At 45.7% G+C, this 25,706-nt stretch carries 24 protein-coding genes, 1 pseudogene and 2 riboswitches; of the genes and pseudogenes, 15 read left to right on the forward strand and 10 right to left on the reverse strand.

Going from position 1 to position 25,706, the window contains the following annotated elements:
* The first annotated feature begins 29 nt into the window (after nt 1-29).
* Together QUB11_RS14855 and QUB11_RS14860 are read left to right on the forward strand one after the other, a co-directional pair.
* Nucleotides 30-332: a hypothetical protein gene (locus QUB11_RS14855; protein WP_333205598.1), complete on the forward strand. Its 303-nt coding sequence runs from the start codon at nt 30-32 to the stop codon at nt 330-332.
* A gap of 500 nt (nt 333-832) precedes the next feature.
* Entirely contained in the window at nt 833-2,965 is a 2,133-nt protein-coding gene (locus QUB11_RS14860; RefSeq protein WP_333390969.1) for a pentapeptide repeat-containing protein, read from the forward strand.
* A 166-nt stretch (nt 2,966-3,131) separates the two neighbouring features.
* On the opposite strand, the gene QUB11_RS14865 is transcribed toward QUB11_RS14860, so the two are convergent.
* The 3 genes from QUB11_RS14865 to QUB11_RS14875 all read right to left on the reverse strand — a co-directional run bounded on the left by QUB11_RS14865 (nt 3,132) and on the right by QUB11_RS14875 (nt 5,738).
* Entirely contained in the window at nt 3,132-4,706 is a 1,575-nt protein-coding gene (locus tag QUB11_RS14865; protein WP_333205600.1) for an FAD-dependent oxidoreductase, read from the reverse strand.
* A 9-nt stretch (nt 4,707-4,715) separates the two neighbouring features.
* Nucleotides 4,716-4,850, reverse strand: a complete 135-nt coding sequence (locus QUB11_RS14870; protein ID WP_333205601.1) for a hypothetical protein — start codon at nt 4,848-4,850, stop codon at nt 4,716-4,718.
* 105 nt (nt 4,851-4,955) lie between these two features.
* Nucleotides 4,956-5,738: a Uma2 family endonuclease gene (locus tag QUB11_RS14875; RefSeq protein WP_333205602.1), complete on the reverse strand. Its 783-nt coding sequence runs from the start codon at nt 5,736-5,738 to the stop codon at nt 4,956-4,958.
* 432 nt (nt 5,739-6,170) lie between these two features.
* On the opposite strand from QUB11_RS14875, the gene iscB reads away from it, so the two are divergent.
* From iscB to QUB11_RS14920, 9 genes are all read left to right on the forward strand, one after another.
* On the forward strand, nt 6,171-7,457 hold the full coding sequence (gene iscB / locus QUB11_RS14880; protein ID WP_333390972.1) for an RNA-guided endonuclease IscB: 1,287 nt from the start codon (nt 6,171-6,173) through the stop codon (nt 7,455-7,457).
* Between the two features lie 8 nt (nt 7,458-7,465).
* A riboswitch (cobalamin riboswitch) is annotated at nt 7,466-7,605 on the forward strand.
* A gap of 61 nt (nt 7,606-7,666) precedes the next feature.
* Nucleotides 7,667-8,383 carry an energy-coupling factor ABC transporter permease gene (locus tag QUB11_RS14885; RefSeq protein WP_333207033.1) on the forward strand — a complete coding sequence of 239 codons (717 nt, stop codon included), beginning with the start codon at nt 7,667-7,669 and terminating at the stop codon, nt 8,381-8,383.
* A gap of 6 nt (nt 8,384-8,389) precedes the next feature.
* Nucleotides 8,390-8,722: an energy-coupling factor ABC transporter substrate-binding protein gene (locus QUB11_RS14890; RefSeq protein WP_333207017.1), complete on the forward strand. Its 333-nt coding sequence runs from the start codon at nt 8,390-8,392 to the stop codon at nt 8,720-8,722.
* On the forward strand, nt 8,719-9,519 hold the full coding sequence (gene cbiQ / locus QUB11_RS14895) for a cobalt ECF transporter T component CbiQ (RefSeq protein ID WP_333207018.1): 801 nt from the start codon (nt 8,719-8,721) through the stop codon (nt 9,517-9,519). Before QUB11_RS14890 ends, cbiQ begins: the two co-directional genes overlap by 4 nt.
* Before the next feature lie 415 nt (nt 9,520-9,934).
* Nucleotides 9,935-11,383: an ABC transporter substrate-binding protein gene (locus QUB11_RS14900; protein WP_333207019.1), complete on the forward strand. Its 1,449-nt coding sequence runs from the start codon at nt 9,935-9,937 to the stop codon at nt 11,381-11,383.
* 249 nt (nt 11,384-11,632) lie between these two features.
* Nucleotides 11,633-12,211 carry a Uma2 family endonuclease gene (locus QUB11_RS14905; protein ID WP_333207020.1) on the forward strand — a complete coding sequence of 193 codons (579 nt, stop codon included), beginning with the start codon at nt 11,633-11,635 and terminating at the stop codon, nt 12,209-12,211.
* A gap of 40 nt (nt 12,212-12,251) precedes the next feature.
* A riboswitch (cobalamin riboswitch) is annotated at nt 12,252-12,396 on the forward strand.
* 157 nt (nt 12,397-12,553) lie between these two features.
* A complete protein-coding gene (locus tag QUB11_RS14910) occupies nt 12,554-12,994 on the forward strand; it encodes a hypothetical protein (protein WP_333207021.1) in 441 nt (146 codons plus the stop codon).
* Nucleotides 12,995-13,013: 19 nt separating this feature from the next.
* On the forward strand, nt 13,014-13,880 hold the full coding sequence (locus QUB11_RS14915) for a methyltransferase domain-containing protein (RefSeq protein ID WP_333207022.1): 867 nt from the start codon (nt 13,014-13,016) through the stop codon (nt 13,878-13,880).
* 306 nt (nt 13,881-14,186) lie between these two features.
* Nucleotides 14,187-15,035, forward strand: coding sequence for an ABC transporter ATP-binding protein (locus QUB11_RS14920; RefSeq protein ID WP_333207023.1), 849 nt, complete (start codon nt 14,187-14,189; stop codon nt 15,033-15,035).
* Nucleotides 15,036-15,331: 296 nt separating this feature from the next.
* Here the strand turns inward: QUB11_RS14920 and QUB11_RS14925 are convergent, their stop codons facing one another.
* Together QUB11_RS14925 and QUB11_RS14930 are read right to left on the reverse strand one after the other, a co-directional pair.
* Nucleotides 15,332-16,033, reverse strand: coding sequence for a diacylglycerol/polyprenol kinase family protein (locus QUB11_RS14925; protein WP_333207024.1), 702 nt, complete (start codon nt 16,031-16,033; stop codon nt 15,332-15,334).
* A gap of 189 nt (nt 16,034-16,222) precedes the next feature.
* Nucleotides 16,223-17,293 (reverse strand): annotated as a pseudogene (locus QUB11_RS14930) (IS630 family transposase).
* A 230-nt stretch (nt 17,294-17,523) separates the two neighbouring features.
* Here QUB11_RS14930 and QUB11_RS14935 point away from each other — a divergent pair.
* Entirely contained in the window at nt 17,524-17,805 is a 282-nt protein-coding gene (locus tag QUB11_RS14935; RefSeq protein ID WP_333207025.1) for an antibiotic biosynthesis monooxygenase, read from the forward strand.
* A gap of 56 nt (nt 17,806-17,861) precedes the next feature.
* On the opposite strand, the gene QUB11_RS14940 is transcribed toward QUB11_RS14935, so the two are convergent.
* Complete coding sequence (locus QUB11_RS14940) at nt 17,862-18,818, reverse strand: glycosyltransferase (RefSeq protein ID WP_333207034.1); 957 nt, start codon at nt 18,816-18,818, stop codon at nt 17,862-17,864.
* A gap of 166 nt (nt 18,819-18,984) precedes the next feature.
* The gene (locus QUB11_RS14945; RefSeq protein WP_333207026.1) at nt 18,985-19,455 is read right to left on the reverse strand and encodes a tetratricopeptide repeat protein; all 471 of its coding nucleotides are present in this window, start codon (nt 19,453-19,455) and stop codon (nt 18,985-18,987) included.
* 76 nt (nt 19,456-19,531) lie between these two features.
* Here QUB11_RS14945 and QUB11_RS14950 point away from each other — a divergent pair, with 76 nt between their 5' ends.
* Both QUB11_RS14950 and QUB11_RS14955 read left to right on the forward strand, forming a co-directional pair.
* Complete coding sequence (locus QUB11_RS14950) at nt 19,532-20,875, forward strand: glycosyltransferase family 4 protein (protein ID WP_333207027.1); 1,344 nt, start codon at nt 19,532-19,534, stop codon at nt 20,873-20,875.
* A gap of 34 nt (nt 20,876-20,909) precedes the next feature.
* Nucleotides 20,910-22,832, forward strand: a complete 1,923-nt coding sequence (locus QUB11_RS14955; RefSeq protein ID WP_333207028.1) for a hypothetical protein — start codon at nt 20,910-20,912, stop codon at nt 22,830-22,832.
* Between the two features lie 382 nt (nt 22,833-23,214).
* On the opposite strand, the gene QUB11_RS14960 is transcribed toward QUB11_RS14955, so the two are convergent.
* Nucleotides 23,215-23,421: a hypothetical protein gene (locus QUB11_RS14960; RefSeq protein ID WP_333207029.1), complete on the reverse strand. Its 207-nt coding sequence runs from the start codon at nt 23,419-23,421 to the stop codon at nt 23,215-23,217.
* A gap of 260 nt (nt 23,422-23,681) precedes the next feature.
* Entirely contained in the window at nt 23,682-24,317 is a 636-nt protein-coding gene (upp, locus tag QUB11_RS14965; RefSeq protein WP_333207030.1) for a uracil phosphoribosyltransferase, read from the reverse strand.
* Nucleotides 24,318-24,907: 590 nt separating this feature from the next.
* Here upp and QUB11_RS14970 point away from each other — a divergent pair.
* Complete coding sequence (locus QUB11_RS14970; protein WP_333207031.1) at nt 24,908-25,480, forward strand: DUF4360 domain-containing protein; 573 nt, start codon at nt 24,908-24,910, stop codon at nt 25,478-25,480.
* On the opposite strand, the gene QUB11_RS14975 is transcribed toward QUB11_RS14970, so the two are convergent.
* Nucleotides 25,445-25,706: hypothetical protein (locus tag QUB11_RS14975; RefSeq protein WP_333207032.1), on the reverse strand; the 262-nt coding region annotated here is incomplete at its 5' end. The two genes, QUB11_RS14970 and QUB11_RS14975, sit on opposite strands and share 36 nt — an antisense overlap.

Consider the following 25,706-nt stretch of genomic DNA (forward strand, 5'->3'; position numbering starts at 1 on the left):
TTAATCTAAAATAACTTCCGAATTTTTTTATGAATCCTCAAAATAACTTCAATTGGCAACAAGCGTTCGGAGAACTAAAAGCTAAAGTAGAACGATCGCCACTCATCACACAAAATTCAGACAGCTATCAAGCCCTCGGAACCTTATACAATCAATTACTGGACCAGTTTCAAAGACTCCCCAAACCCGGGCAGGTGGCAGCCTTTGCCGTCGCAGCGATAATTGTCCTGACAGTCTTCAATAGCATCGTAAAGCTAATTTCCGCCCTGATGACTCTTGCCGTTCTCGGAGTGCTAATCTACATAGCGTTTGACACTCACCGACCGTCCTAAAGGCGAGGTGATTCTTGGCTCCACGACTGACCTTACTACTCACTATCCTTACGGCAATACTTAAACCTTTCAACCGTGGAATACCACCAATTGACGAGCTTAACTTAGTTAATCCCAGAGGGTCTATCTCCCCAAGCGTACTAGGATATGAACCTAGAGTTCAGGCGTGCCCCGCCTTACTTCAGTAGTCAACAAAGTATTGGGTTCTCTGGTATTGGGATATTATTTTTTTTATCCCTAGCTGTATAGCGAGTTTTCGCCGCTCTTTGCCCCTAAATTTATGCCTGAAAGTGTGTCTCAACTGTTTCACGATGGCAATGGAGTTTCACCCTGACAACTTAATTATAACCTGGTTTGGGGTTGCTTTGCCAAGCGTAAATTCACGCTCATCCAATAGAAAGCCGTCAAGCCAACGACGGGGTTTTAAACCCAAATTTCTGATAAATTGGCAATATCTCCTGATTCCTCCAACTAACGACTAACAATAGGAAATTATAAATATGGCTAATCCCACCGCGCCCAGCGGCATCAATCAACCCGATCCGTCTTGGCAAACACAATCCAAGCAAATGCCACTGCTGGTTCGCAGGTGCGGCGCTTGGGCAGTGGAAATTTCGTTAATTGCGGCCAGCGCCCTCGTTCCCTTCAGTATCGGGGCATTGGTCAACCAGGAATCTCAAACCGTGCCGCTCAATTCCTCAGTAGCAGCAGCATCCGAAACCGTCGCCCGTACCTTGGGCATACCCGTGCGCGATCGCAGCCCCAGAGTCGCACCCCTAACTAATCTATTCTGGTCAGGGGCCCTGCTGGCACCGGCAGTTTTAGCGGGGTGGCAACTGTTTTTGCTCGCCAGAACCGGTCAAACTCTCCCCAAACGCTGGTTCGGGGTCAAAGTTGTCACAGCGTCGGGTACTCCTCCGGGTTTTGGGCAAGTGCTAATTCGCGAAAGTTTGGGGCGCTGGGGAGTGCCTCTGGGCGTCGCTTACGGCATTTGGCGCTTGACGGGAGCGTTTCCTGATTTGCTGATTTTAGGGGGGCTCAGCGGCTTGGCAGTGCTCGCAGACGGCGCGGTTGCATTGCGCTACAAACGGCAAGCGGGACACGATCGCCTCGCCAATACTTTGGTCGTCAATGCTCGATCGAATCAACTGTCTGACAATCCTGTCAAGAGTCCAGATTGGACTGAGGAAGACGCGCAGATTGCGGCTTTGGTTGTGACTCCACAAAGCGGTCTGAAAACAAATGCCAGTTTGTGGAATTGGATGCGCCAACACCCAGGCACAACTTTAGTGATAGTTATCATCGGCAGCGCGGGATTGATTTTAACTTTGTTTGTCGGCACTCTCATCTACACTCAAAGTCAAGCAAATATGCGGGATTCCCGGCAGCGGAACGACGAATTATTTGTAGCTTTAGTCAGCAAATTGTCTCCCACATCGGCTAGCGGGGCATCGGGCAGGCGATCGGCCATTTTGGCTTTGGGGGCCGTGGAAGACTCCCGCGCCGTACCTTTGCTAGCGGATTTGCTCGCTCAAGAAGACAACCGCGCCATGTTGGACGCGATCCAGCAAGCTTTAGTCAGTAGCGGGCCGAAAGCTTTGCCTGAGTTGCAGCGGTTGAATCAGGCCCTCAGCAACGACCTCGATTCCCTGCGCTTTGGCGGCAAGGCCCCGGAACGCGAGTTAGCGGCCGCCCGCCAGCGAACAGTACAAAGGGCGATCGGCAAAATTCTCACAGTGTATAGCAGCCAGCTCAACGGCGCGGATCTCAGCCGCACGGATTTAGCTCAAAGTCCTGCCGGCCCATCTCAGTTTACTTTAGTTTTAAACAAAGTTGACTTGTCGGGAATTAAGTTGAGAAATGCCAATTTAACCAATGCCAGCTTGCAGGGAACTCGCTTTTACGGCACCGGCGAAGACAGGCGTCCGGCTACCTTTGACGATTGGATTTCTGACTTGAGCGGCGCTAATTTGGAAGGAGTAAATTTGACCGGGGCGTCTTTGAACAGTGCTGTAATGAACCGCACTACTTTTGTGCGCGCTGTCATGAACAAAGCTAATTTGTCAAACGGCAATTTGAATTCAGCTAATTTCAGCAGTGCTATTTTAATTGGAGCAAATTTGCAGGAAGCACTGTTAAAAAATGCAAGTTTTACCGGGGCAGATATAGGAAGCGCGAATTTGTCGCGAGCGGATTTGTCGGGTGCGCGTTTGGGCAAAGTGAAGGCTCAAGGCGCTCAGTTGTCCTTGACAAATTTGTCTAAATCGGAATGGCAAGGTGCTGATTTGTCCGGTGCTGATTTGAGCGGCGCAAACTTACAAAATGCCGATTTGACTTCGACTAAACTCGCCAACGTGAATTTAAAAGATGCTCGGTTGCAAGATGCGAATTTTCGCAATGCAGAGGTGAGTTCGGTTGATTTTAGGGGCGCGAATTTAGCGGGAGCGGATTTTAAAGGCGCTGTGTTTCTGGGGAAGGCAGCTTCGGATCAATTTATTCAAAATCCGACTGGTAGTAAATCCGGTCGATTCCTAGGAGTTGATTTTGCGGAGGCTAAGAATTTAGATAAAAGTCAAATTGCTTACATTTGTTTGCAGGGGGGGATTCATCCGAAGTGCCCGCAGAAGAAGTAAGGATTGGTTGTTAACGAGTAGGCTAATACAGTTGAGCATTTAAATTGTATATTCAGGGCGGGTGGGACACCCCAAAAAAGTTTGATTATTTTTTGACATACAATTTAAATGCCACAACAGCTTAGTCAACAATCAATAATCATGAGGAGTGCAACCGGGATTGAGATTATGCAATAGCATCCGAAGTGACAAGATTCTCAAATTGCGCCAATAGCATTCCATCACCATTATTTGGAACTCCAAAAATTTTAGGTAACTGGCCTGTTTGGGCGAGAACTTGTCTCACTTCTCGGTTAGATACATCGGCTAGATTTTTGTTATTTAGAATGGCATTAATTGCAGCGATACCCACACCTTGACCAACTGCGGCGTTGAATTCAACAATTCTGCCCACAGAACAGGCTAACCCTTCAAATCCCGAACACGGACTGACTACTGCCAGGTTAGGAACGTTTTTAATTAATGCGTGGCGGATGCCAATATTAAAGATAGGCTGTTTAAAACTCAGACTTTTCAACCATCCTAGACTGTTTGCTTTCTCGCCAATACCCGGAATGCCTCCGCGGACATCAAAATGATAGCTAAATGTTGCCAGTGCCTCATTAGCAGGTACGCCACCTAACAGCATTTGTGCGCCAGTTAAAGGTTCTACAACTCCTGTCACATTGCCAGCGTGTCTGATATAAAGTTCTGAGGCATAAGTAACAGAAGTAGCCCCCAAACTCCTCAGCCAAGTTGTAATAAATAACATCTCTCTTTGCATATTAGCCGTGGGTTTGCTCCCGCTTCTAGCTAAGGCTTCGGCTTCGCTGGCTGTGACTGCAAATAAAAGCGCATTCCACGAAAGTCGGTCATTTGGAAGTATTGCTATATTTCCCTCATCTAAAATTATGCCAGTTTCAGAAAAAGATAGTTTTCTTCCTCTAAATGAGTGGTAAGCTACAGACAGAGCCGGTGCGCGAACATCGATGTAATCGTTACCCGCCCACAGAGTTTTGAGATTGCCTTGAGTGTCCCTCATTTCCCGCCGAAGCTCTTCTGCTAGTTTGGCATCCTTGCCGGCAGCGTACAGCAAAAATTTTTGACTCTCTGCATCGGCCAGGTTGGTAAAGCGTTTTAGATAAATATAATCGAATTCTTTCAGTGCTCTTGCACTGAGTCCTTGGGTTTCAAAAACGAGGGTGACTGGAAGTTCTGAATTAGGCAGACCAAATGTTTCAAATCCCTTCAGCTTTCTCACACCGGCAGCTTGAGCTAATTCGGCATTGACAGTGGCATCAATAAATTGCTTGCCGGCATAAACTACGCCTTTAGAGGTGGTTATACTGGCAATTTTTTGACCTTCTTTACTGACTGATTTAATTTCTACTTTGCTGAGGAGATCAGCCCCAGCTTGTACCAGCATTTCTTTCAGCGCTGCACTGGCTTTGCGGGGGTCGAGTGCAATTGCCTTAACGCCGGATTTTTGTAAGAATTCTTTATAGATTGTCGCCGGTGAACCAAAGGTATCTAACTTTAAAGATTGTTGAAGTTCTTCACTAATCTGACTTCTATCTAAATAAGCAAGACCGCCTCTTACCAAATGCCCGCCAATTCCTTCTTGCAAGCTTGCTTTAGACATCAATAGAATTCGCGGATAACGCTTTGTTCGGCGAAGATATTCTCTGGCGGCAGAGATAACAGCTAGAACTCCTGGAACTTCATCACCAAAACAGATGACATCGTAAGAACGCACATCCATGACCATTATTTAAGAACGTCTCCTAATTTTCATGTTTTCGAGCTGGATCTCAATGTTTGCCGTCCAACTCTCTGTTTTTCCCAAATCTAGCTCGATATTTCCTGCTTCTTGCGATAAATATTCACACATTTCTGGAGGCAGCAACCGGGTTTTTCCCAGAAAATCTTTCGTTGAGGACGATCGATCGGGCGTTGAAAAACCCGGTTGCTGAGCGTCCAGAGTCCGTCAGTCTGGTACTCTTGATTGCCATCAGCCCAGATTATCAGGATCTATCCCCAACTCCCGCAATCGCTGAGCTAGTCGATCGGAACGTTGGGCCAGTCGATCGGCGCGTTGCGATTCCTGTTGGGCGCGCTGGGATTCCTGTTGGGCGCGCTGGGATTCCTGTTGGGCGCGCTGGGATTCCTGTTGGGCGCGCTGCGCTGATTCTTTCACCTGTTCTTCAGGAGTCAGATAACGTTTTCCATCGGCATCGTACCAATACAACCACTCCCTTGTCACCCCAGAATAACTTCCCCTTTCACAACCAATCCCCAAACCAATTTCAGGCATCCAAACTGGATTTCCTGACTGTAACTCGTACTTCCCATTGACTAACTTGTGTACTTCCAAATGAGGTTTACGACGGCGGCGGGAAGAATAAATGACGTAATAAAGTACGCCTAAAGCTTGATAAGTGTCTAATTTTGTGCTGTATTCCTTGCGATAAGTTGGGGAAACAACTTCTAGCACGAAAAGTGGCATGACATTTTCATCCCACAGCACGTAACTGGGGCGCAATTCTTCGTCGTAAAATCGTTCTACTCCTAAACTTAAGAAAGCATCTGGGACAAGGGGCGGTTCGTCAGGGTGATGATAAATACCCATATCTATGCCAAAAAACCAGTCCATCCGTTCTGCCCAAAGTATGAGCAATATTGCTTTTAACAACCCTGGTATTAATTCTTGCAGTTCGTTATCCACAGGCGTTTCATCTGAGTCTGGTAGTTCATCGGCTGAGGGCCAGTGCCTCGGAAATTTGTAATCTAACATGGCGGCTTTCCTCAAAACTCACTAATATTATACCGTTGATTTGTTTGGCAATAGTATTTATGGAACGAACCGCGAAGACGCGAAGGAAGAGAAGAGAAGATGATAGGTAATTTTGACTTAGTTAATCTGAAGTAATTTTTGTAAAAGATTTGCTGAGACTTACGCGATCGACTAAACTATGTCTAACCAGTCGGTTCTAATGGGGACTTACTAAAATCCTAGACATTTCTGGAGAAATCCCGAAATAGCTAAGTAAGTCCCGGCTTTCGTTATTAGGGAGCGTTAAAGTTCATACCTTGGGGTGCGTGCCAGCCCCAAGCACTATAACTTCGCAGTTAAACAGGCAAGGATTTGTAAAGCCAGTGCTGTGGAGAAAGTACCGCCTAATAACTATGCCGAGGCAACCTTTACTAATTAGGAATAGACGCAACCATGTCTAAAACCCCAAATCAAGTATTCGTACTTGATATCGACAAAAAACCTCTAACTCCGTGCCTGCCAGTGATAGCTAGAAAGCTGTTAAATGCAGGCAAAGCAAAGGTTTTTAGGCTGTATCCCTGGACAATTATTCTGAAGAAATCTGTCAACGATTTACCAGAACCAATTGAGATCCGCCTCGATCCTGGTAGCAAAACGAATGGCATAGCTTTGGTTCAGGGAACCCAAGTCATTTGGGGCGCCCAAGTCACCCATCGGGGTCAAGCCATCAAATCTCGACTTGAAACCCGTCGAGCCGTTCGACGCAACCGCCGTAACCGCAAAACTCGTTATCGAAAAGCGAGATTCTTAAATCGTACTCGTCCGAAAGGCTGGCTGCCTCCGAGCTTGCAGCACCGAGTATTAACGACTATGACGTGGGTTTCTCGCCTTCGCAAGCTAGCACCCATCCAATCAATTGCTTTCGAGTTAGTAAGCTTTGACACTCAAAAAATGCAAAATCCCGAGATTTCTGGCGTTGAGTATCAGCAAGGGGAATTGCAAGGTTACGAGGTTAGAGAATACCTACTCGAAAAGTGGAATCGGAAGTGTGCTTACTGTGGTAGTGAAAATTTACCGCTGCAAGTCGAGCATATTAACCCACGAGCTAAGGGTGGCAGTAATCGTGTTTCCAACCTTTGCTTAGCGTGCGAAAAATGCAACATTAAAAAGGGGACTCAAGATGTCAGGGATTTTCTCAAGAAAAAGCCCGAAGTTCTCAAGAAAATAATGAGTCAAGCTAAAACCCCATTGAAAGATGCAGCGGCAGTTAACGCAACCAAGTCCGCTTTGTTCCAAGCTTTGAAGGCTACAGAGATTGAACCTATTTATGTAGGACGCGGTTCTTTAACTAAATTCAATCGGACTAATTTGAAGTTCCAAAAAGCTCACTGGAGCGACGCTGCTTGCTGTGGAGATGTAAGTCAAGGTTTGACTTTGGCTGTCAATCAACCGCTGTTGATTAAGGCGATGGGTTGGGGCAGTCGTCAAGTTGTACCGACCGATAAATATGGGTTTCCACGTTCGGGATATAAACCCAAGAAAAAAGTCGAAGATTGGAATACAGGAGATATTGTTTCAATAATTGACGGAAAACATCAGGGGGTTAAGTGCAAAAGGATTAAAACCACTAGGTTCAAAGGTAACTTTGATATTCGGGTGAACGATAGCGTAATTAGCGTTTCTCGAAATCACCTTAAGCCCGTTCATCGTAACGATGGTTATAACTACTCGTTTGCATGAGATTGTCATAAAATGTCTAAAAAAGCAGTAAGAGCAGCCGTTAGAGGAAACGGGGAAAGTTCGGTGCAAGTCCGGCGCTGTCCCGCAACTGTAATGAGAGTTTTGTCGCTTTCTGAGTCAGGATGCCCGCCGATGTGTTAATTTACATAGTCTCATCTGCGAGGTTCAGCGTGAAGACCAGAAATCGGAAATTGGTCAGCTTGGGATTGATGGCTGGCTTGAGTTGTTATATTGTCCTGGGCTCGGCAACGCCCGCCGCAGCTATGCACATTTCGGAAGGTTTTTTGCCGGTGCAATGGGCTGCGTTTTGGTGGATTGTGGCGTTGCCTTTTTTTGCAGTAGGTTTGCGATCGATTACTCGTATTACAAAAGAACACCCGGAACTTAAACTATTGCTTGCTTTGGCGGGTGCGTTTACTTTTGTGCTTTCTGCTTTAAAAATTCCTTCGGTAACGGGCAGTTGTTCTCACCCAACGGGTACGGGTTTGGGTGCAATTTTGTTCGGCCCTTCGGTGATGGCGGTACTGGGGGCTTTAGTTCTGCTGTTTCAAACATTACTGTTAGCGCATGGTGGCTTGACAACGCTGGGAGCGAATATGTTTTCGATGGCGATTGTCGGCCCTTTCGCTGCGTATTTTATCTATCAATTGCTGTTGCGAACTGGTAGCCAGCGGGCGGCAATTTTTTGTGCGGCTGCTTTGGCAGATTTACTGACTTATGTGACGACTTCGATTCAATTAGCGTTAGCTTTTCCGGCAGCCAGCGGCGGTTTTATGGCTTCATTTATCAAGTTTGCTGGCATCTTTGCTATCACTCAAGTACCCCTGGCTATTAGTGAGGGATTGCTGACTCTATTGGTCTGGAATTGGCTGCATTCTTACGGGAAGCCGGAGTTGGAAACTTTGAAATTATTGAGACAGGAGTGAGGCGCCGTGAGTCAAAAACCTACAAAAAATTACCAATCTACTTCGCGGCAAAATTGGCTGTTGGCTGGCGCTGTGATTTTTCTGGCAGCGTTTCCTCTCGTTTTTGTGCGGGGTAAATACGGCGGTTCCGATGACCAAGCTAAGAAAGCAATTACTGAAATTCAACCGGGTTATAAACCTTGGTTTAATCATTTGTTTGAACCGGCTAGCAGCGAAATTTCAAGTCTATTGTTTGCGTCTCAAGCGGCGATGGGGGCTGGCGTAGTTGGGTATGTCATTGGGTTGTATAAAGGCCGATCGCAATCTCGGCAGCAGTCTGATCATAAATCGTCGGAATGAACCATCAGATTGATAGTCTGGCTTATACCAATCGCTTGCGCGGGTTGCCGCCAATCCACAAGTTATCATTTGCGATCGCCCTTTTAATTCTGTCTCTAGTTTCTGGGGCGATCGTCCAATTGTCGATCGGCCTTTGGTTAGCAGTCTGGATCGTCATTTATGCGGGCATTCCGGGGAAACTGTATTTGCGGTTGCTGTCGCTACCGTTGATGTTTTTGCTGACAAGTTTGCCTGCTTTGGCGTTGGGTGCGGTTGCGGGCGATCGTATCCCCGCAATTGAATGGGATATTTGGCAAGGTTGGGGCATTAGCATCGGCACTTTTTATCTGTATGTAAGTCGCACTGGAATATACCAAGTGAGCTTGCTATTTGTTCGCGCCTTCGCATCGACAAGTTGTATGTATTTCATTCTCTTGACGGTTCCATTTACCGAAATCTTGCAGATTCTCAGACAATTACGCTGTCCAGAGTTAGTCACAGAACTGCTATTACTAATGTATCGGTTTATTTTTAGCTTATTGGCGATCGCGGATGAACTTTGGATAGCCCAAAACTCGCGCTGTGGCTACCGCACTTGGAAGCGGGGAATGCACAGTTTAAGCATTTTAATCGGGCAATTGCTTCAGCGAACTTTGGAAAACTACCGTCAAGTTTCGTTGAGTTTAGCGTCGCGCGGCTTTAATGGAGAACTGCGAGTTTGGAATTCTTACCCTTACAAACCTTCGCGAAGATATACATTTGAAGCTTTGTTTGGTTGCACGGTTTTAACTTTGTTAAGTGTGGTATTTCAACGCTAAATTTATGGTTATTTCTGGACGAATGGGGGCAAGAAACTGGGCTTTTTACCGAATCTACGAGCTATAACGTGTCTTTTCGTAAAAAACCCGGTTTCTTTGGTCGGAGTGGGTAAGTCCTGCATTATATTCACGATTAGTGGCGGTGGCGGTGGTTAATATCAACGAGACTTACGCATCACAAGCAAAGAAACCGGGTTTTTACTGAATCTGCGGGTTGTAACCAAGTATTCTCGCCAAAAACCCGGTTTCTGAGCACCCGCGCGTCCTGGACTATTGTTGATAATTTTCGTATTCTCGTTAGTTTAGCGGGCCGGATTTGAAGAAGGGCGATCGCACTTCCTGCAACAGTTATTACAAATATGACTTTTATGAACTTAATTAATGAATTATATGAATTGACGTGAACAGTAATTAAATGAATAATTACAGTATCAAAATACCGAGAAAAAGTATGTATCAAGATACTAACAAAAGAAACAGCCCGCCGCCCATTGTTTTTATTATTGCCATCGGCTTAATTGGGTTTGGCGCCTACAAGTTCCTTCCCGGTTTATTGAAAGCCAAAACTGCAAATACACCTACATCTACATCTACATCGGCAACGCTCGCACCCGGAGCGATCGCCAATCGTATCAGTTTAGGAAATCAAATATTGGTAGCCTCCCAAACAACAGCAGCAAAACAAGCAGGAGTTCAAGCTTTTGCTGAGGGAAATTACCAAGCTGCCGCCGCATCTTTTGAGAAATCGCTGCAACAAAATCGCAACGACCCGGAAACCATTATCTATTTGAATAATGCCCGATCCAGCAATGGTTCTTCCTTGAAAATTGCTGTCAGCGTCCCGATTAGTAGTAACCCCAATGTCGCCCAAGAAATCCTCCGAGGTGTCGCCCAAGCTCAGGATGAAGTCAATAATAGCGGTCGCATAAATGGGGCAAAACTGCAAGTAGAAATTGTCAACGATGACAACAGTCAAGAGGTTGTCAGAGAAGTTGCAAGGACATTGACAAAAGATCCGAGTATACTAGGAGTAATTGGACACAACGCTAGCAATGCGTCTCTCGAAGCAGCTCCGATCTATCAGCAAGAAAAACTGGTAATGGTGACACCGACTAGCTTTGCCAATAATCTATCAGGATTTGGCAGCTACATATTTCGGACAGTACCCAATATTAGCGTAATGGCTGCTCCTTTAGCAGAATATGCAGTGAAAACAGCAGGTAAAACTAATATTGCCGTTTGTTATGACTCCCAAGCACCGGATAACATATCATTTAAAGATGAATTTGTGGCATCTCTTACTGCTGCTGGCGGCAAATTAGTGCCTACTGTTTGCGACTTTTCCTTACCCTCTTTTAATGCGGAAAATGCCCTGGCCGATGCTGTCAGCAAAGGTGCACAAGGATTGATGGTAGCACCCCACATCGATCGCATTGACCGTGCGATTTCTCTGGCTCGCAGCAATCGAGGCAAATTGCCACTCTACGGCAGCACTACGCTCTACACCTTTCAAACTTTAAAAGACGGACAAAAAGACGTTGACGGGCTTGTTTTGCCCGTTCCCTGGCATCCTGACACTAATCCCGGTAGCCGTTTCCCAGAAAATGCCCGCCAGCGTTGGGGAGGCATTGTGAATTGGCGAACAGCAACGAGTTTTGACGCGACTCAAGCTGTCATCGCTGGCTTGCGGCAAAGCAATACGCGGGAAGGATTGCAACAAGCACTCAGAAATGCGAGTTTTTCGACAGCAGGATCGAGCGAGGATGTGAAGTTTTTGCCCACAGGCGATCGGGCTGGTAAGCCGATTTTAGTGCAAGTTAAACAAGGAGGAAGCACTGGCTATAACTTTGTCCCGCTGCGGTAACTTTGTTAAGTGCGATCGCACGGGCGGGCTCTTCGGCCCAACCCCTACTCCCCACAAGAAAATTCAATCTTTGTGGAACAGGCCGGAAAGCCTGTTCTTGATGCCAAACTCACGCCCCACCAGAAAATTCCCTCTTTGTGGAACAGGCATCTTGCCTGTTTCTTAGCATGATTAAATTCTCCTTTTCTGTTGAATTAGCCAAATTTTTAAGATAAAATAAAATGAGTAGATTAAAGGAGAGCGTTGTGTATGATCGCGCAAGTTGAAACCAAAACCTACACCGCTGAGGAATATCTAGAATTAGAAATCAATTCTCAGGATCGGCATGAATTTATTAATGGGGAGATTGTTCTGATGGCTGGCGGCACACCGGATCACAATGAAATTACCACTAATTTAGTTGTTGCGCTGAAACTGGCGTTAAAAGGGAAACCATATCGGACTTTTAGTTCGGATCAGCGGCTATGGGTTTCGCAGCTTAATAATTATACTTACCCGGATGTGATGGTGGTAGCGCGCCCGATCGAGCTGCAATCTGGACGGACGGATACAATTACTAATCCGCTGCTAATTGCTGAGGTGCTGTCTAAAGGTACCAAAGCTTATGACCGCGATGAAAAGTTTGCTGCTTATCGCAGTATTCCTAGTTTTCAGGAATATTTATTAATCGACCAATATCGGCTACAGGTCGAGCAATATTCTAAAACAGAAGCGAATAAGTGGATTTTTTCGGAATATAGCTGTATGGGCGATCGGCTCAGTTTAACATCTGTTGCTGTGGAAATTTCGCTGGCCGATTTGTATGAAAATATTGAGTTTGGTGAATAGGCACACGGCTTTTTTTGTCAAATATCCCCAATAGTGGTAATATCCCCGTATATCGATCGGCTCTGATGAAAAACACACATCAGACGTAAGGGGGAAAGTTCGGTGCGAATCCGGCGCTGTCCCGCAACTGTAATGAGATCATTGCATCTCTGAGTCAGGATGCCCGCCGATTTGTTTACAATCATGTTTTTCATCTGCGAGGTATGGATGATGGTGAGTTTATTATTTTTAAAATTATTGGATTGGGGTTTTTTAACCGCAGATATCAGCAGATAAACACAGATGAACGCTGATGTAATTCGCTCTGGGTTCTGAAGCGTATATTATTTTAATGGAAAACAAATGCGAATTGAAGATAGTGTTTGGCAGGGTAGTTTTGGCTACTGGCAAAACTTGTTTATTCACCAGAATATTTTGCCGATCGGACATACTGCTTGGAATGGCTTTTTGCATCAAGGACGAGGCTTGGTTGCTTGCAAAATCAATACTCCCATTAACGGCTATGTGAATTGGAGCGTAGATACTATCAAGTACGATCTGCAATTTATTTCCGACTTGGAGGCAACCGTTTATTTGCAGCAACTAGAAATAGAGGAGAACACTGTTTCAAATCTGCTCCAAATCATTGATAGCTACGAACCCAAGGCAGCAATTATATTTTTGTCGATCGCCAACGGTCAGATTGATATCAATTTGTTGCAAAAGTTGGCAATTTCTCCTGTTGAGTGCTATGAACAGGTATGCAAGCGCTGGGAAGAATTTCAACTCTGCCCGAAATCCTAAAACTTACTAAATTTTCCGAATGCCGCAGCCAAAATCAATCGAAATTTCCAAGGTGACTCGCTACCAAAATGCAGCGCTTAATTACTATTTGGGCTTGACAGATTCGCCCTACCTTCACTACGGCTATTGGGAAACCCTACCTGTGCCCGCTGACGAACTAACGATCGCACGATTGCGCGTCGCTCAGCAAGCTTATACTGTAAAACTGTTGGATGCGATCCCCAAAGGCACTCATACGATACTCGATGTGGGCTGCGGGATTGGCGGAAATGCGGCTTATTTGCTCGATCGAGGTTTTGCAGTGGAAGGGCTCGCACCCGATCCGTTCCAACAACAGCGCTTTGTTAAGTGTACGGGTGATCGGGCAATCTTCCACCTCACGAGGTTTGAAGACTTCAAAGCAACCCATTTCTACGATCTTATTCTCTTTAGCGAAAGTAGCCAGTATATGTCGGCTGTTGATATTGCTAACGGTGCCGCCAAAATCCTCAATCCCGGCGGTTATGTTTTGCTGGCTGATATGCTGCGATCTGATGCTAATTATAAAGAGGGAATGTTCTCTAATTGTCATGTTGTTACGGAACTTCATGCAGCATTAAAGCAAGCTGGATTCACTTTAGTAAAAACTGAGGATATTTCCGCCCATATTTTGCCAACAATCGATTTGTATGTCGATACTTTCCGCCGATATGGACTGAATACAATGATCTATGTTGCAGATTTGATTGCGATCACAGTTCCCCCCGTCCACAAATTCCTGCGGTGGATATTTCGTCGCTGGTTCAAGAAGCTGGTGGTTGAAGGATTGGAGGCAAGTCAACTTTTTGAGCAACATCTCTGTTATGAAATGCAACTTTGGCAGTTGTCAAAATCTGATCAAGGCTGACACAAATTTAGCAATTCTAAATCATTTGTGAATTTCTTACTCCCTCCCCTTGATAAGGGGAGGGTTGGGGTGGGGTAAAAAGTTTACGACTCCTTTGTGAATTTCTTACTCCCTCCCCTTGATAAGGGGAGGGTTGGGGTGGGGTAAAAAGTTTACGAGTCCTGCAAGGATTGCTATACAATGAAAATCGGTAATCGGTAATTGGTAATCATTCATCGGTAATCGGTAATTGGAGGCATAGCCTCCGGGTATTTATTCCCAGGCTCTGCCTGGGAACAAGGCTAGAAAAAAGAAAAAATAACGAATATGTCTGAATGGATTCTCGAATTCGCTGGCACTTCCTACTCCTATCCCTGCGGTTCGCGAGTGGCAATTCAGGGTTTAAATCTCAAAGTTCCCGCTGGGAAACGGTGCGGGCTGATCGGTCAAAATGGCTGTGGCAAAACTACATTTTTTCTGTTAGCAAATGGCTTATATCAACCGCAACAGGGAATCATTAGCTGGCAAGGTGAACCCTTTCGCTACGATCGCAAATCTTTGATGCAACTGCGCCAACAAATCGGACTCGTCTTTCAAAATCCCGAACATCAATTAGTAGCTTCGACGGTAGAAGAAGATATTTCCTATGGATTGTACAATTTAGGCTTGACAGAATCCGAAATTGCTCAACAGGTGCAGCAGGCGATCGACCAATTCGATCTAAGCGAACTCGCCCGCGAACCAATTCACAATCTCAGTTTGGGCCAGAAAAAGCGGGTTTCCATCGCCGATATCATGGTTCTGGAGCCGAAACTGCTGCTGTTAGATGAACCTACCGCCTATCTCGATCCGCGTCACACCCGACAACTGATCGGTTTACTTCAACAAATTCACAGCGCTGGAACCACAATCCTTTTAGCAAGTCACGACCTCGATTTCATCTACCGCTGGGCTGATTGGGTGTTTGTCATGGATCGAGGAAAATTGATTTTAGAAGGAACACCGGAAACCGTTTTTGCTCAGCGGGATGTGTTGGAACAATTGCAGCTTGGCGTACCGCTGGCGATCGAGCTGATGGAGCAAATAAGGGCGATGTTTCCCACAGACGATCGCTCAAAAATCCCCGCTTTCGAGCAATGGCAACAACAAATTTTACAAGCACGTCGGCTGCTTTAACGGAACTTAGGAATAAGAATTAAATAACTTAGAATTTTGATGGTTCTTGTGGGATGGGCGTCCCGCCCGTCCAGAAAGGGCGGGCTAAGAGTTCCCAACCCCTACTCCCCACTTTCAAGAGTGTAAATTATTTAATTCGCGATCCTTAGATAATTGATAATTCGCTTTGCTGATTCACCGTAGGAATTACCTTGTGGCTTAATGTTACAAAACTCACCATACTTGGCTTATAGCAATTGCGAAATCGTGAATTCATATCTCTATCCAGCAATTCCCCCCGTGGGGGGAAGTTCAGATTACACATTACCAATTATCAAAAATTGATTGAGGAAAAAGGCGATCGCCCCACTGCCGATGGGCACAGTCAGATTGTCAATTCCCAGCTTGGAAACCGATTCCAAAATAGCAGCAACTAAAGCTACAACAGCAGACACAGCCCAAGTTTGCCAAATATTGCCTTGAACCGCCAGCAAAATCAAACTGCTAACAGCAAAACTCACCAAATACATAGTTGCAGAACCTTCCCAACTCTTCTGCATTCCCCCAACTCGATAAATATGTTTGCCGTATTTTTGGCCGATGACAGCAGCCAATCCGTCGCCCCAAGTCATCACTAAAATGCCCAAAGCAGCGTATTCCTGATGTTGCAGCGGCCAAAACCAAGCCACGAGAACGCTGATACTAACAGCATAGAAAAAAGTCCCCCAACTCTTCCGGTTGATACTGTTAAGACTGGGCAAAATCGGAACTTGGTAAGAAATTAGGGCGATCGCACCTGCTAAAACCCCCGCCGAAATCCCCACCCAACCGGGTATTTCCAGCCACCAAGCCAGCAAAATCACATTTCCAGTACCGATGTGAACAACCTTCCGCGATACCTCAGCATCGACAGAACAAAAGCGATTTAACCCTTCAGCTACCAGTAAAATCAAACCCAACCAGACTCCCACGAGGGAAATTTGCAGCCACACAGTCGGAACTTCAGAAAATATAGACACGATATTTAGGCAAAACTTAGATCGGGCACTGTTTACTACTTTACAGGACTTACGCATAACCTAATTATGTAGGGTGCGGTGTGGATGGACTCTTACACCTATAATTCGCGCGTTCAACCACTTTTTACCTAAGTCCTGATTCATAAGTAAGTAGGTCGGTATAAAAAAACCAAGGTAAGTAAAGAAATGTTAACAACCAGGATAGGAACTGAATTTAAAGCGATTAGTTGTATAATTTCCTCGTTGTCCTCTCGCTTCAATTCCATCCATTACTGCGTAGGCAATATCTAGTTCATCTTCAAACATTTGTCCGACCAGTTCATGATTTTTAAGTTGCTGCCATTCCAGTTCAATCTTGTTCATTTCCGAACAGTATTTAGGTAAAAAGAAAATATACAATCCCTGGCTTTCCCACTGAGACCATTTTTGTTGGACATCCAGGGATTTGTGTATGGGACCATTATCTTGAATTATCACTCTGATCCGTCCAGTTGATTTCATTTCATGCCTCAGCTTGTTTTGCTTCATTTTCCATAATAGTGATATATGATTTGCTGCTAAAACTCCCAACAGCCAACCCATACGCGAAACTGACACACGGCTGTAGCAAGCCTAAAATACTAAGTCTTCGCCCCCTTCGTTTCGTTTGCTCTAGCCGTTTTTGCGCTCCAATTGGGTAATAGGTATATCCAGTGGGACTCCACAAGCAAAAACCTGATTCATCCAGATATTTCAGATCGATTTCTCCCGCCGCCGCTGCCAACTCTAACATATCTTGATCTGCCTGTTTAATCGAGCGTTGTAATGGGTCTTGCTTGTCTTTATGGCTTGGTCGGGTTCGTTTCCAAATAATCTTTTTTTTTTGAGGATGCGTCTTAATCTGTCAGGGCTTAATTTGACCCCGCGTTCCTGTTCTAATTTTTGAGCAAGTTGACGACTATTATATCTGCGTGGTTCATTGAGGAGACATTCTTCTAGATGAACAATGTCTGATTCTTTCCATTTGGCTTTGACCCCTCTGCCTTTGGTTGACCATAATCCTCCCAAACCCATTTTCACCCACCGATGAATTACTTCTCTAATTGTTTCCTCTCTACAATTAAAATGAGCTGCTATCTCCTCTACATAACATCCCTGGGAGTTCAATCTAATAATTTGTGCTCGATCTTTTACTTTTTGAGGTACTGTTGTTGCTGTCCTCAATTCAAATAGTGTTCGGTCTTCTTCTTGATTGAGAAATACTCTTAAACGTGCGCCCATATTTGTTGATTTTGTAAATCAAATCTTGAGTGTTTACTTATCTTAACATGATTTGGTTTTTTTACGCCTACCTACTTATGTCATTGCGACCGAAGGGAAGCAATCGCTTCCATTGATGACAGCTTGGCATTTTGGACGTGGGGCGATCGTAGTTTAGGGAGAAAAAATGTGCGATCGCCTGTTATAATTTGCAGCATCACAAACTTAAAGTTCCAATAAACTTTATTGCTATGCAGTATGTCTTAATTATTCATGAAGTAGAAAATTATGAAGCTTGGAAACAGGTATTCGATAATGCTGGAAGCATCCGAAAAGAAGCTGGAGAGCGCTCCTATCAAGTCTTGAAGTATGACAATGAACCAAACAAAATAGTTCATTTCTCCGCGTGGACATCAATCGCAGATGCTAGGGCGTTTTTTGAGTCGCCTAGACTGGTTAAAATTAGAGAAGAAGCGGGAGTTAAAGCTCCTGAGTTTATCTATCTAGACCAATTAGAGTCAGGAGTATTGTAAAAGTAATCAGACTTGGCGGTTGAAACGGCCGGTTATTCTGTGGAAATCCTACGCCTTCACAACTCCCGTTTCAACAACTCCCGCACCAACTCAAACGCTTTTGGACGCAACTCGACGGGCAGCAACGACAATCCCAAACCAGCCCACATTTTCGCCGCAGAAACAGACTTTCCAGCCCGGACCATCAGGCGCCCTTTTGCAGTTTCACCAACCTCAATCAGCCGCAAACCTAGCGCTAATTGAGTTTCGGCAATCCTTTTGAGCCTGACTGTTTCCAACTTCTCGGAATCAAATTCGTAGCCGATCAAATAGCGCAATTTATCGCTTAAATACGGAATTGCCCGATCGACTCCTTGCTGTCCTGCATGAACTCGATACTCCATCAACAGCTCCGGCAAGTAATAGCACTTTTTGCCCGCAATCGCAAGTCTCACAAACAAATCGTTATCTTCGCAATTTTGCAAATTCGGCCGCAGAAATCCCACTTCTTCCAGGGCGCGGCGCCGAAACAAAGTCGCCCCTATTTGCAAACTTTGTCTGAGAAAAACAGCAGATAGCAAATCCTCAATAATTCCAGCCGACAACTCGGTGCGGCCCCACTGCTGCGAATTGAGTTTCGTCTGGTTTTCATCTATATAATTGTTAATGTCGATCACCCAGTGATCTGTACTGACAAAATCGATGCTGGGGTCTTTATCTAAAATAGCAGATGTCCGCTCTAGAAATTGCGGGCTCAGGCGATCGTCATCGTCAAACTTGATAAAATATTCGCCCCTTGCTGCCGCAAAGCCCGATCGCATATTATTACTCTTGCCGATATTCTGCGGGTGGCGAATGTAGCGAATCCCGCGATCGACAAATTCCGACATCAACAGAGGAGTGCTGTCAGTAGAACCATCATCACAGATAATTAATTCAAAATCTGTATAAGTTTGATCTAGCACGCTGGCGATCGCACAAGCCAGCAGATGCACTCGATTGTAAGTAGGAATGCAAACGCTAATTTTCGGCACTAACTTAGACAATTTGAGATTTGAGATTTGAGATTACGAAAAAAATCTGAAACCATAGATTTTCTTTCTTCTTCCTTCTTCCTTCTTCCTTCTATCCTTTACATCCGTTACATCCGTTACATAATCCGTTGCCGAACTTCCTTCTTCCTTCACTCCACAGTTGATTTTAACTCAAACGAGCCGTACATTCGAGAATTAACTTTTGATTCACCAAAGCAAAAGGTTGAATTTCCAAAGCGCGACGAAAAGCTTGAATAGCATTTAGGTATTCTCCCAAGGCAGCGTAGCACAAACCCAGACCGTGCAACGCCCCAAAATGCACCGGGTTCAGTTTGAGGACGATTTGGCAGTCCTCGATCGACTTTTTATAATTTCCTTGGGTATAGTGAAGTACGGCGCGTCGGTTCCAAGCTTCCGCAAAATCCGGCGCTTCCGCAATCAATTTCGTCAGCAAATCCAAAGCGTGGCGAACATCGCCTGCATCCAGCGAAACTTGCGCTCGCCTGAGAATTTGCATCCCATAGTCACCCTTCTGGTTAAACCAAGTGCGCCAGAGTTCTGCAGTTGCCCGATCCCGCACGATTTCGTCGGACTTTTTCAAGTCTTCGAGCAGCGCCTTAACAGATAATTCGTCCATAGGTGCGAAGATTGTTAAAAAGATTTAATCAATCAATTTTATCGCGCAAGCGGCAACTTTATTTATTCCACATCCCATGAAGATTTTGATGCTTTCCTCGACTTTTCCTTATCCGCCAAGTCGCGGAGGAACTCAGGTAAGGACGTTTAATTTATTGCAATACTTGAGCCGGCGCCATGATGTAATTCTCGGCACAGTACGATCGTCCGATGTCACCGATGCACAAATCGACACATTGCGCCAGCAAGTCACAGAATTAGCAGTTTTTCCCCATCCGCAGACACCCCCCCAACCCCCCCTTGCTAAGGGGGGGCTAAGACTCCACCAGGAGACTGAGGAAGGATTTTTACCTCCCCCCCTTAACAAGGGGGGGACTGAGGGGGGGTTCTCTGAAATAATAGGAAAATTCCACAGATTCAGTCGATTTTTGTTGTCCGGCACACCTCCGAACGTACTCTCAAGCTACTCCCAAGCAATGCAGAATTGGGCAGACGAATTGGTAACAGCAGACAAATGCGATACTGTCACCTGCGAACACAGCGTTAACGAGATTTACGTGCGTCCAGAATGGCGGCAAAAACTGCTGACAGTGGCAAACATTCACAGTTCTGTTTGGGGAACTTGCAGGGAAATGTTAGCAACCGGCACCTCGGAAAAACCCCTGCGCGATCGACTAAATTTACCCCTACTCGCCCGCTACGAAAAACGCTACTGTTCCAAATTCTCCCGCATTGTCGCGACAACATCCACCGACAGAGAGCAACTCCTAGAATTGCTGTCGCCTCCGGTTCGAGTGCCAGGAAAACAAGATTTTTTTGTACCTCCCATAGATGTAATTCCTAACGGCGTGGATTTAACTCAATTTCCGTACCGGTCGATCGATCCGGGAGGACACACCTTAATTTTTGCAGGCGCAATGAACAATTTGCCGAATATTGACGCGGCGCGGTTTCTGAGTTTGCAAATACTGCCACCTTTGCAGCAGCGGTATCCCGATGCTACCCTCACCTTAGTAGGGGCTTCGCCAGTCCCGGAAGTGCTCGCCTTGGGGGAACTTCCCGGAATTCAAGTAGTAGGCCGGGTGCAAAGGGTGGCAGAATATTTGCATCAAGCTGCTGTTTGTGTGGTGCCGATGCGGATTGGTTTTGGGATTAAAAATAAAACTTTGGAGGCGATGGCTGCGGGAACTCCCGTGGTTGCTAGCGATCGAGGTTTGGAGGGTTTAGCCGTCGATGGCGGCCCACAACTGATCAGGGCCTTGCGGGCGAACAAAGTTCAGGAGTATGTTGAGGCGATCGCCAGTGTGTTTGAAAATCAGCAGCTAAGACAGGAGCTCTCTGTCAGGGCTCGATCGCTCGTTGAAAGCCAATACACTTGGGATATCATAGGTCGGCAGTACGATCGGCTATTGCAATTTTAAACTCTAAATTCTAAAATCTAAATTCTAAAATGGCATGATGGAACACAAAATTAACCCCTCAAAAAATCGAGCCAAACCCCCAGAAAATCCCAAAGTTGCTCCTCCTCCGACAAGACGGCGGCGCCAAACCCGACGCCCCAAAAATCTTCAAGAGTCCCAGCGTCCAATACCTACTCCCCGAACTCGCGCCAGATATCCCTGGAAAAGACTGATAGCTAATTTGACAGCCCTCAGCATCTTGGGTGGCTGTGCAGCTTTAATGGGAGGCGGCGCTTGGCTGAGTTATCAGCTCATCGTCGATCCCAATGGCAACAAGTTGATCTCTCAATTTGTGCCGGAATGGTCGCGCCTGCCTACAGGTAGCAGAGATTCGATCCAAACTCTCGATCAAATCAAAGCCAGCATCCGCAAATTGGGATTCGTAACCGGAGAACCCCTGTCGCTTCCCGTCGATCAATCCCGCGATAATTCTATTTCCGATTTGCTATTGCCGGTGATGGTAGAAAGAACTGTTAAAGCTTCTACTGTTTGCAAAAATCCTTGCCGTCAAATTGTCGAACTTCGGGTGTACAAGCGGGTGCAGCTTCCCGATCGCAGTTCCGATAAAGAGCAGTATTTTCAGTTAGCAAGTTCTGTGAATCTAGAAGGCCCTGCGGAATCTTTTGTCATTGCTTCTTTAGCTGACTCTACATCTGACAATCAAGCCTCGAATCAGTCGTTACCCCTAACAGAACTGCGCCGCTTTGACGGAAAGCCCCCAGCATCGGGCATTTGGTTTAATGTCAGCGGTCAACTAAAGCGGGGCGACAGGAAAATTCCCTACGGACAAGTCGTTCGCTACAACCCCAGCCAAAACCATTTAATGCCGCTGTTGGAGTGGGCGAGTGCGGCGGGACAAGCGCCGAATTGGCAGCAAATTGTTAAGGGCGAAAACCCCCAGTTGGCGATCGACCAAACAGTTGGTTTAGAGCCGCAATTTACCCTTTATCAAATTGGCCCGCGCAAATTTTTGCCGAACCCCGTTCAGTTAACGGCGATTTCTTTAGAAGAAATTGCTTTCAATGACGAGACTTACAAAAATGGGCTGCGACTGGCGAAAAGCGGGCTGTGGTCTCCAGCATTAAATGTCATGCGTGTGGCGAAGGGGAAAGCTGGCAAAAATTGGCCCGCTGTCGCGCAAGCTCAGCTAGAAACGATCGAATTTCACGCTAAGATTACTCGGGCTCAGGCGATCGCATCTTGGGCCAGTCCCGGTCAACAAGTTCTCGCAGAATTGATCGACGGCCGCTGGGCCGAAGCTTTGCAAGTATTTGAAGCAGATCCGAGCAACAGTAACGAAATAGCCACAACCCTCAAAAATGACGGCGGGCGGATCTGGAACCGCATAGACGCCGCCTTGAGAGTGAATGCCGCTGACGCCGATGTCAAGGCTTGGGGCGCGCTGATTGTAGCTTCTCAAGACGGAACTCGCGAGGCGATGAATTGGCTCGACCAGCAATCAGATACTGACAGCGAAACCAGAAGTCGAATTCGGAATTTGGTCAACAAACTTGAGGAAGCAGTTTCTCAGGCTGAAAATCTAGAAGACCACAAAAGTCAAATTATGGGTTCTGCTACTTTAATTAACAGTGTCAATCCCGCTGAGTGGCTGGAACCAGAACCGAACAATGAGTTAAAATTGGCGGGAGAACAAGTTTGGTATCAGGTGCAGGTAGCGAGTTTTTACGACGGTAGCCGCTGGGTTAATTCGCCCTTTTCTGATGTAGAAGTGAGCTCTTTTCCTGCTACTCAAGTCAAGTGGCTCTGGGGGCGGCTGGGATTACAGGCTGACCCCAAGATTAAGATTGAGGTAGCGATGGCTAACGGTCAACAAAGAGTTGCTGTAGGAACGGTGAAAGCAGTGCAGATTCAAGATGGAAGTCTGCGCTTGCTGGCGGCGGTTGACAAGCGATCGTAATCTGGCAGAAAGCATTCGGCAGATAGAACAGTCCCGGAGGCACTCTTGATATTATGTCCGGTCGATTACCCATAATACGGTAGGGGCGGGTTCACGAAAAATATCTGCCAATAAATGACAATCTCAAAAACCCGCCCTTTTAATCGCGGTCACTGGATCAGACATGATATGACACAAAGAAACCGGGTTTTTTTACCATTTCTGCCGATTGCAACAGAAGTATTTTCGTAAAAAAACCCGGCTTCCTTCCACCTGTACGTCCAAAACTCGGAAAAAGGAAAATTCTTTCTCTTGCCCCTCCCGTAACTCGGACAACAATGCAGACAAAAATTTTGTTAATTTAATTAATTAACACAAGTTGCACACAAAAAACCCAGAGCTCTCAAATCGCGCCCTTTTTAGAGAGTGCTGCAATCATCTGCCGTTTGACTGCTTTAGCCCAAAGCTCAAACTCCAAACTGTTGATATTCTGAATTTTCACTTCCTCAACAGGCTGAGTTGGGGCTTCCTTCTGTGCTGTAGTCTCCATTGTTTTTTCCCTCGTCAAGAAAATGTTAGTAGTCGATCGCAAACGGTTAGCATCATACATCTATTTTAATAACTAATTCTGGCAAGAAATTACACTAAAGGCATAGAATTTAACCAGAAAATGCAGTAAATACATCTAGATTATGCAATTTACGAATTTAATGTAATAAAACCCTACAACCATTGTTATATATAGGCTTTCCCTGACATTAAAATTTTACAATTTACATTGTATGGCACTATCAAACCAATGCTTATGTTAGTAAACTTATTTTTAAATGAATGTATTGGCATATACAGCAGAAAATAATTTTATTGAATTCACAGAGTGCCGTAAAGCCGATCGCCCGCATCTCCCAATCCCGGTACAATATAGCCATGCTCGTCCAAACACTCATCAACTGCCGCCGTATAAATCTGCACGTCAGGGTGTTGTTCGTGAAAGTGCCCCACTCCCTCCGGTGCCGCCAGCAAGCACAAAAATTTAATAGACTTCGGATTAACTTCTTTCAGCCTATCCACTGCCGCCACTGCTGAATTACCAGTAGCCAGCATCGGATCGACAATTAAAACATCTCGCTGTTCGATATCTTGGGGAACTTTGAAATAATATTCGATCACCATCCGAGTTGTCGGATCGCGGTACAAACCAATATGTCCTACCCTTGCGGACGGAATCAGTTCTAAAATACTATCTAACAATCCCTGACCGGCACGCATAATCGAAATAATAACAATTTTCTTTTCTGCAGCCAGCACCGGTGCATTCATTTTTGCGATCGGCGTTTCTATTAGTTCGTATTTTAGCGGCAAATCTCGCGTCACTTCATAGGCTAGCAGCATCCCAATCTCTTTCAGCAGTTGGCGAAATTTCGCCGTGCTCGTTTGAGTTTGTCGCATGAGAGTTAACTTATGCTGTATCAAAGGATGGTCGATGACAGTAACTTTAGCACTCATTTTTTTGAATAATTAATTGGCTTTATTCTAACTTATCAGTCATCCAGGCATTCTTGACGAAAAAAAAAACGGTTTAGGCGGCCCCTGCGTCCTGGACTACTTATATTAAACCCTATTGAAAACACGAATATCGCGCTAATAAAATTCGATCCGACAATTGCCTTTCATCCGCCCAGCGCGACACTAAGTATGCGAGGTTTGAAAATACACAAATATGTCATTATCTCGTTTCCTCTTCCTAAGAACGCAGATCCGGGCGTAAAAGCCTCCCGACTGGTCTAGCTCGCTGTCTCGTGCTCCGTCCAAGCCCATTAACACAGATCCGGAGTTTCGCACCGAAATCTTCCGGAACTTTCACGAAGAGACACGAATCTTAGAAAGTATCAGCAGAAAACCTATTTTCCCGGTTAACTCACTAATCGAAAAAACTGAAGAGGAACTGCACATGAGGTCATAAGCTTGGCTTGACTGGCTTTTCATCTTTCCACATGAAGGCGGTCAGATCCAAGTTTAAAACACATTACCTAAATTCAGTTCCAATTTTTTAGGGTGCTCCTAACACACAACTTAACTTATTAAGAAGAACATCCATGAAGTTTGTAAAACTATTGCTAGCTACGGCATTAATGACTGCTTCTATCGGCCCCGCCTTGGCTAATCCTGCCGTTCAAATTTTAGGTGCAAGCTATGGGGGTAGCGGTTGCCCAGATCGCTCCGCCAGCGTCAGCGTCAGCCCCGACGGTCAAGAACTGACCATCCTATTTGACAAGTTTGCAGCCCTGGGAAATGTCTCAGCAGAAAGCCGAAAAAGCTGCAATCTGAGCATTCCCATCAAAGTACCTCAAGGCTACCAAATTTCTATCTACGATGCTGATTACCGCGGCTACGTGGCTCCCAAAACCACAGGCAACCTGCGGGCAGAATACTTTTTCGCTGGAGCCCGCGGCCCAGTTTTTAATCGAAATCTCAGCGGCGAAACTAACTACAATGTTCGAGATAGCTTAGCCACTGTAGCTAATGTTTGGTCTCGCTGCGGCGACAGTGTAAATATGAGAGTAAATGCTGCAATGACAGCCCGTGGTGCTGGCATGGCCACCGTTGACTCTTTCGATTTGGCTCATCGCGGTTTAGTTTATCACGTCAAATATCGCACTTGTCGCTAAGCAGCTTGTTGGGAGTGTAGTGTGAGGTATAGTTTTCAGGTTGGAATTTTGATTTTTAAGTTTTAAGTTGGAAGAGGGAATAATTTTCCCTCTTCCTTCTTGCTTCTTCCCTCTTCCTTCTTCCTGACATCCGTTACATCTGATATCTTGCACCATTGTCAGCAACAGGCAAGATGCCTGTTCCACAAGAAAATTTATATTTTGTGGAACAGGCATCTTGCCTGTT

This window comes from Microcoleus sp. B6-A1 (genome assembly GCF_036705085.1).
GTDB lineage: Bacteria > Cyanobacteriota > Cyanobacteriia > Cyanobacteriales > Microcoleaceae > Microcoleus.

What these genes read in the sequence shown, in the direction of transcription:
- QUB11_RS14855 (WP_333205598.1), top strand. Translation starts at nt 30, where the DNA reads ATGAATCCTCAAAATAACTTCAATTGGCAACAAGCGTTCGGAGAACTA.
- QUB11_RS14860 (WP_333390969.1), top strand. Translation starts at nt 833, where the DNA reads ATGGCTAATCCCACCGCGCCCAGCGGCATCAATCAACCCGATCCGTCT.
- QUB11_RS14865 (WP_333205600.1), bottom strand. Translation starts at nt 4,706, where the DNA reads ATGGATGTGCGTTCTTACGATGTCATCTGTTTTGGTGATGAAGTTCCA.
- QUB11_RS14875 (WP_333205602.1), bottom strand. Translation starts at nt 5,738, where the DNA reads ATGTTAGATTACAAATTTCCGAGGCACTGGCCCTCAGCCGATGAACTA.
- iscB (WP_333390972.1), top strand. Translation starts at nt 6,171, where the DNA reads ATGTCTAAAACCCCAAATCAAGTATTCGTACTTGATATCGACAAAAAA.
- QUB11_RS14885 (WP_333207033.1), top strand. Translation starts at nt 7,667, where the DNA reads ATGGCTGGCTTGAGTTGTTATATTGTCCTGGGCTCGGCAACGCCCGCC.
- cbiQ (WP_333207018.1), top strand. Translation starts at nt 8,719, where the DNA reads ATGAACCATCAGATTGATAGTCTGGCTTATACCAATCGCTTGCGCGGG.
- QUB11_RS14900 (WP_333207019.1), top strand. Translation starts at nt 9,935, where the DNA reads ATGAATAATTACAGTATCAAAATACCGAGAAAAAGTATGTATCAAGAT.
- QUB11_RS14905 (WP_333207020.1), top strand. Translation starts at nt 11,633, where the DNA reads ATGATCGCGCAAGTTGAAACCAAAACCTACACCGCTGAGGAATATCTA.
- QUB11_RS14910 (WP_333207021.1), top strand. Translation starts at nt 12,554, where the DNA reads ATGCGAATTGAAGATAGTGTTTGGCAGGGTAGTTTTGGCTACTGGCAA.
- QUB11_RS14915 (WP_333207022.1), top strand. Translation starts at nt 13,014, where the DNA reads ATGCCGCAGCCAAAATCAATCGAAATTTCCAAGGTGACTCGCTACCAA.
- QUB11_RS14920 (WP_333207023.1), top strand. Translation starts at nt 14,187, where the DNA reads ATGTCTGAATGGATTCTCGAATTCGCTGGCACTTCCTACTCCTATCCC.
- QUB11_RS14935 (WP_333207025.1), top strand. Translation starts at nt 17,524, where the DNA reads ATGCAGTATGTCTTAATTATTCATGAAGTAGAAAATTATGAAGCTTGG.
- QUB11_RS14945 (WP_333207026.1), bottom strand. Translation starts at nt 19,455, where the DNA reads ATGGACGAATTATCTGTTAAGGCGCTGCTCGAAGACTTGAAAAAGTCC.
- QUB11_RS14950 (WP_333207027.1), top strand. Translation starts at nt 19,532, where the DNA reads ATGAAGATTTTGATGCTTTCCTCGACTTTTCCTTATCCGCCAAGTCGC.
- QUB11_RS14955 (WP_333207028.1), top strand. Translation starts at nt 20,910, where the DNA reads ATGATGGAACACAAAATTAACCCCTCAAAAAATCGAGCCAAACCCCCA.
- QUB11_RS14960 (WP_333207029.1), bottom strand. Translation starts at nt 23,421, where the DNA reads ATGTATGATGCTAACCGTTTGCGATCGACTACTAACATTTTCTTGACG.
- upp (WP_333207030.1), bottom strand. Translation starts at nt 24,317, where the DNA reads ATGAGTGCTAAAGTTACTGTCATCGACCATCCTTTGATACAGCATAAG.
- QUB11_RS14970 (WP_333207031.1), top strand. Translation starts at nt 24,908, where the DNA reads ATGAAGTTTGTAAAACTATTGCTAGCTACGGCATTAATGACTGCTTCT.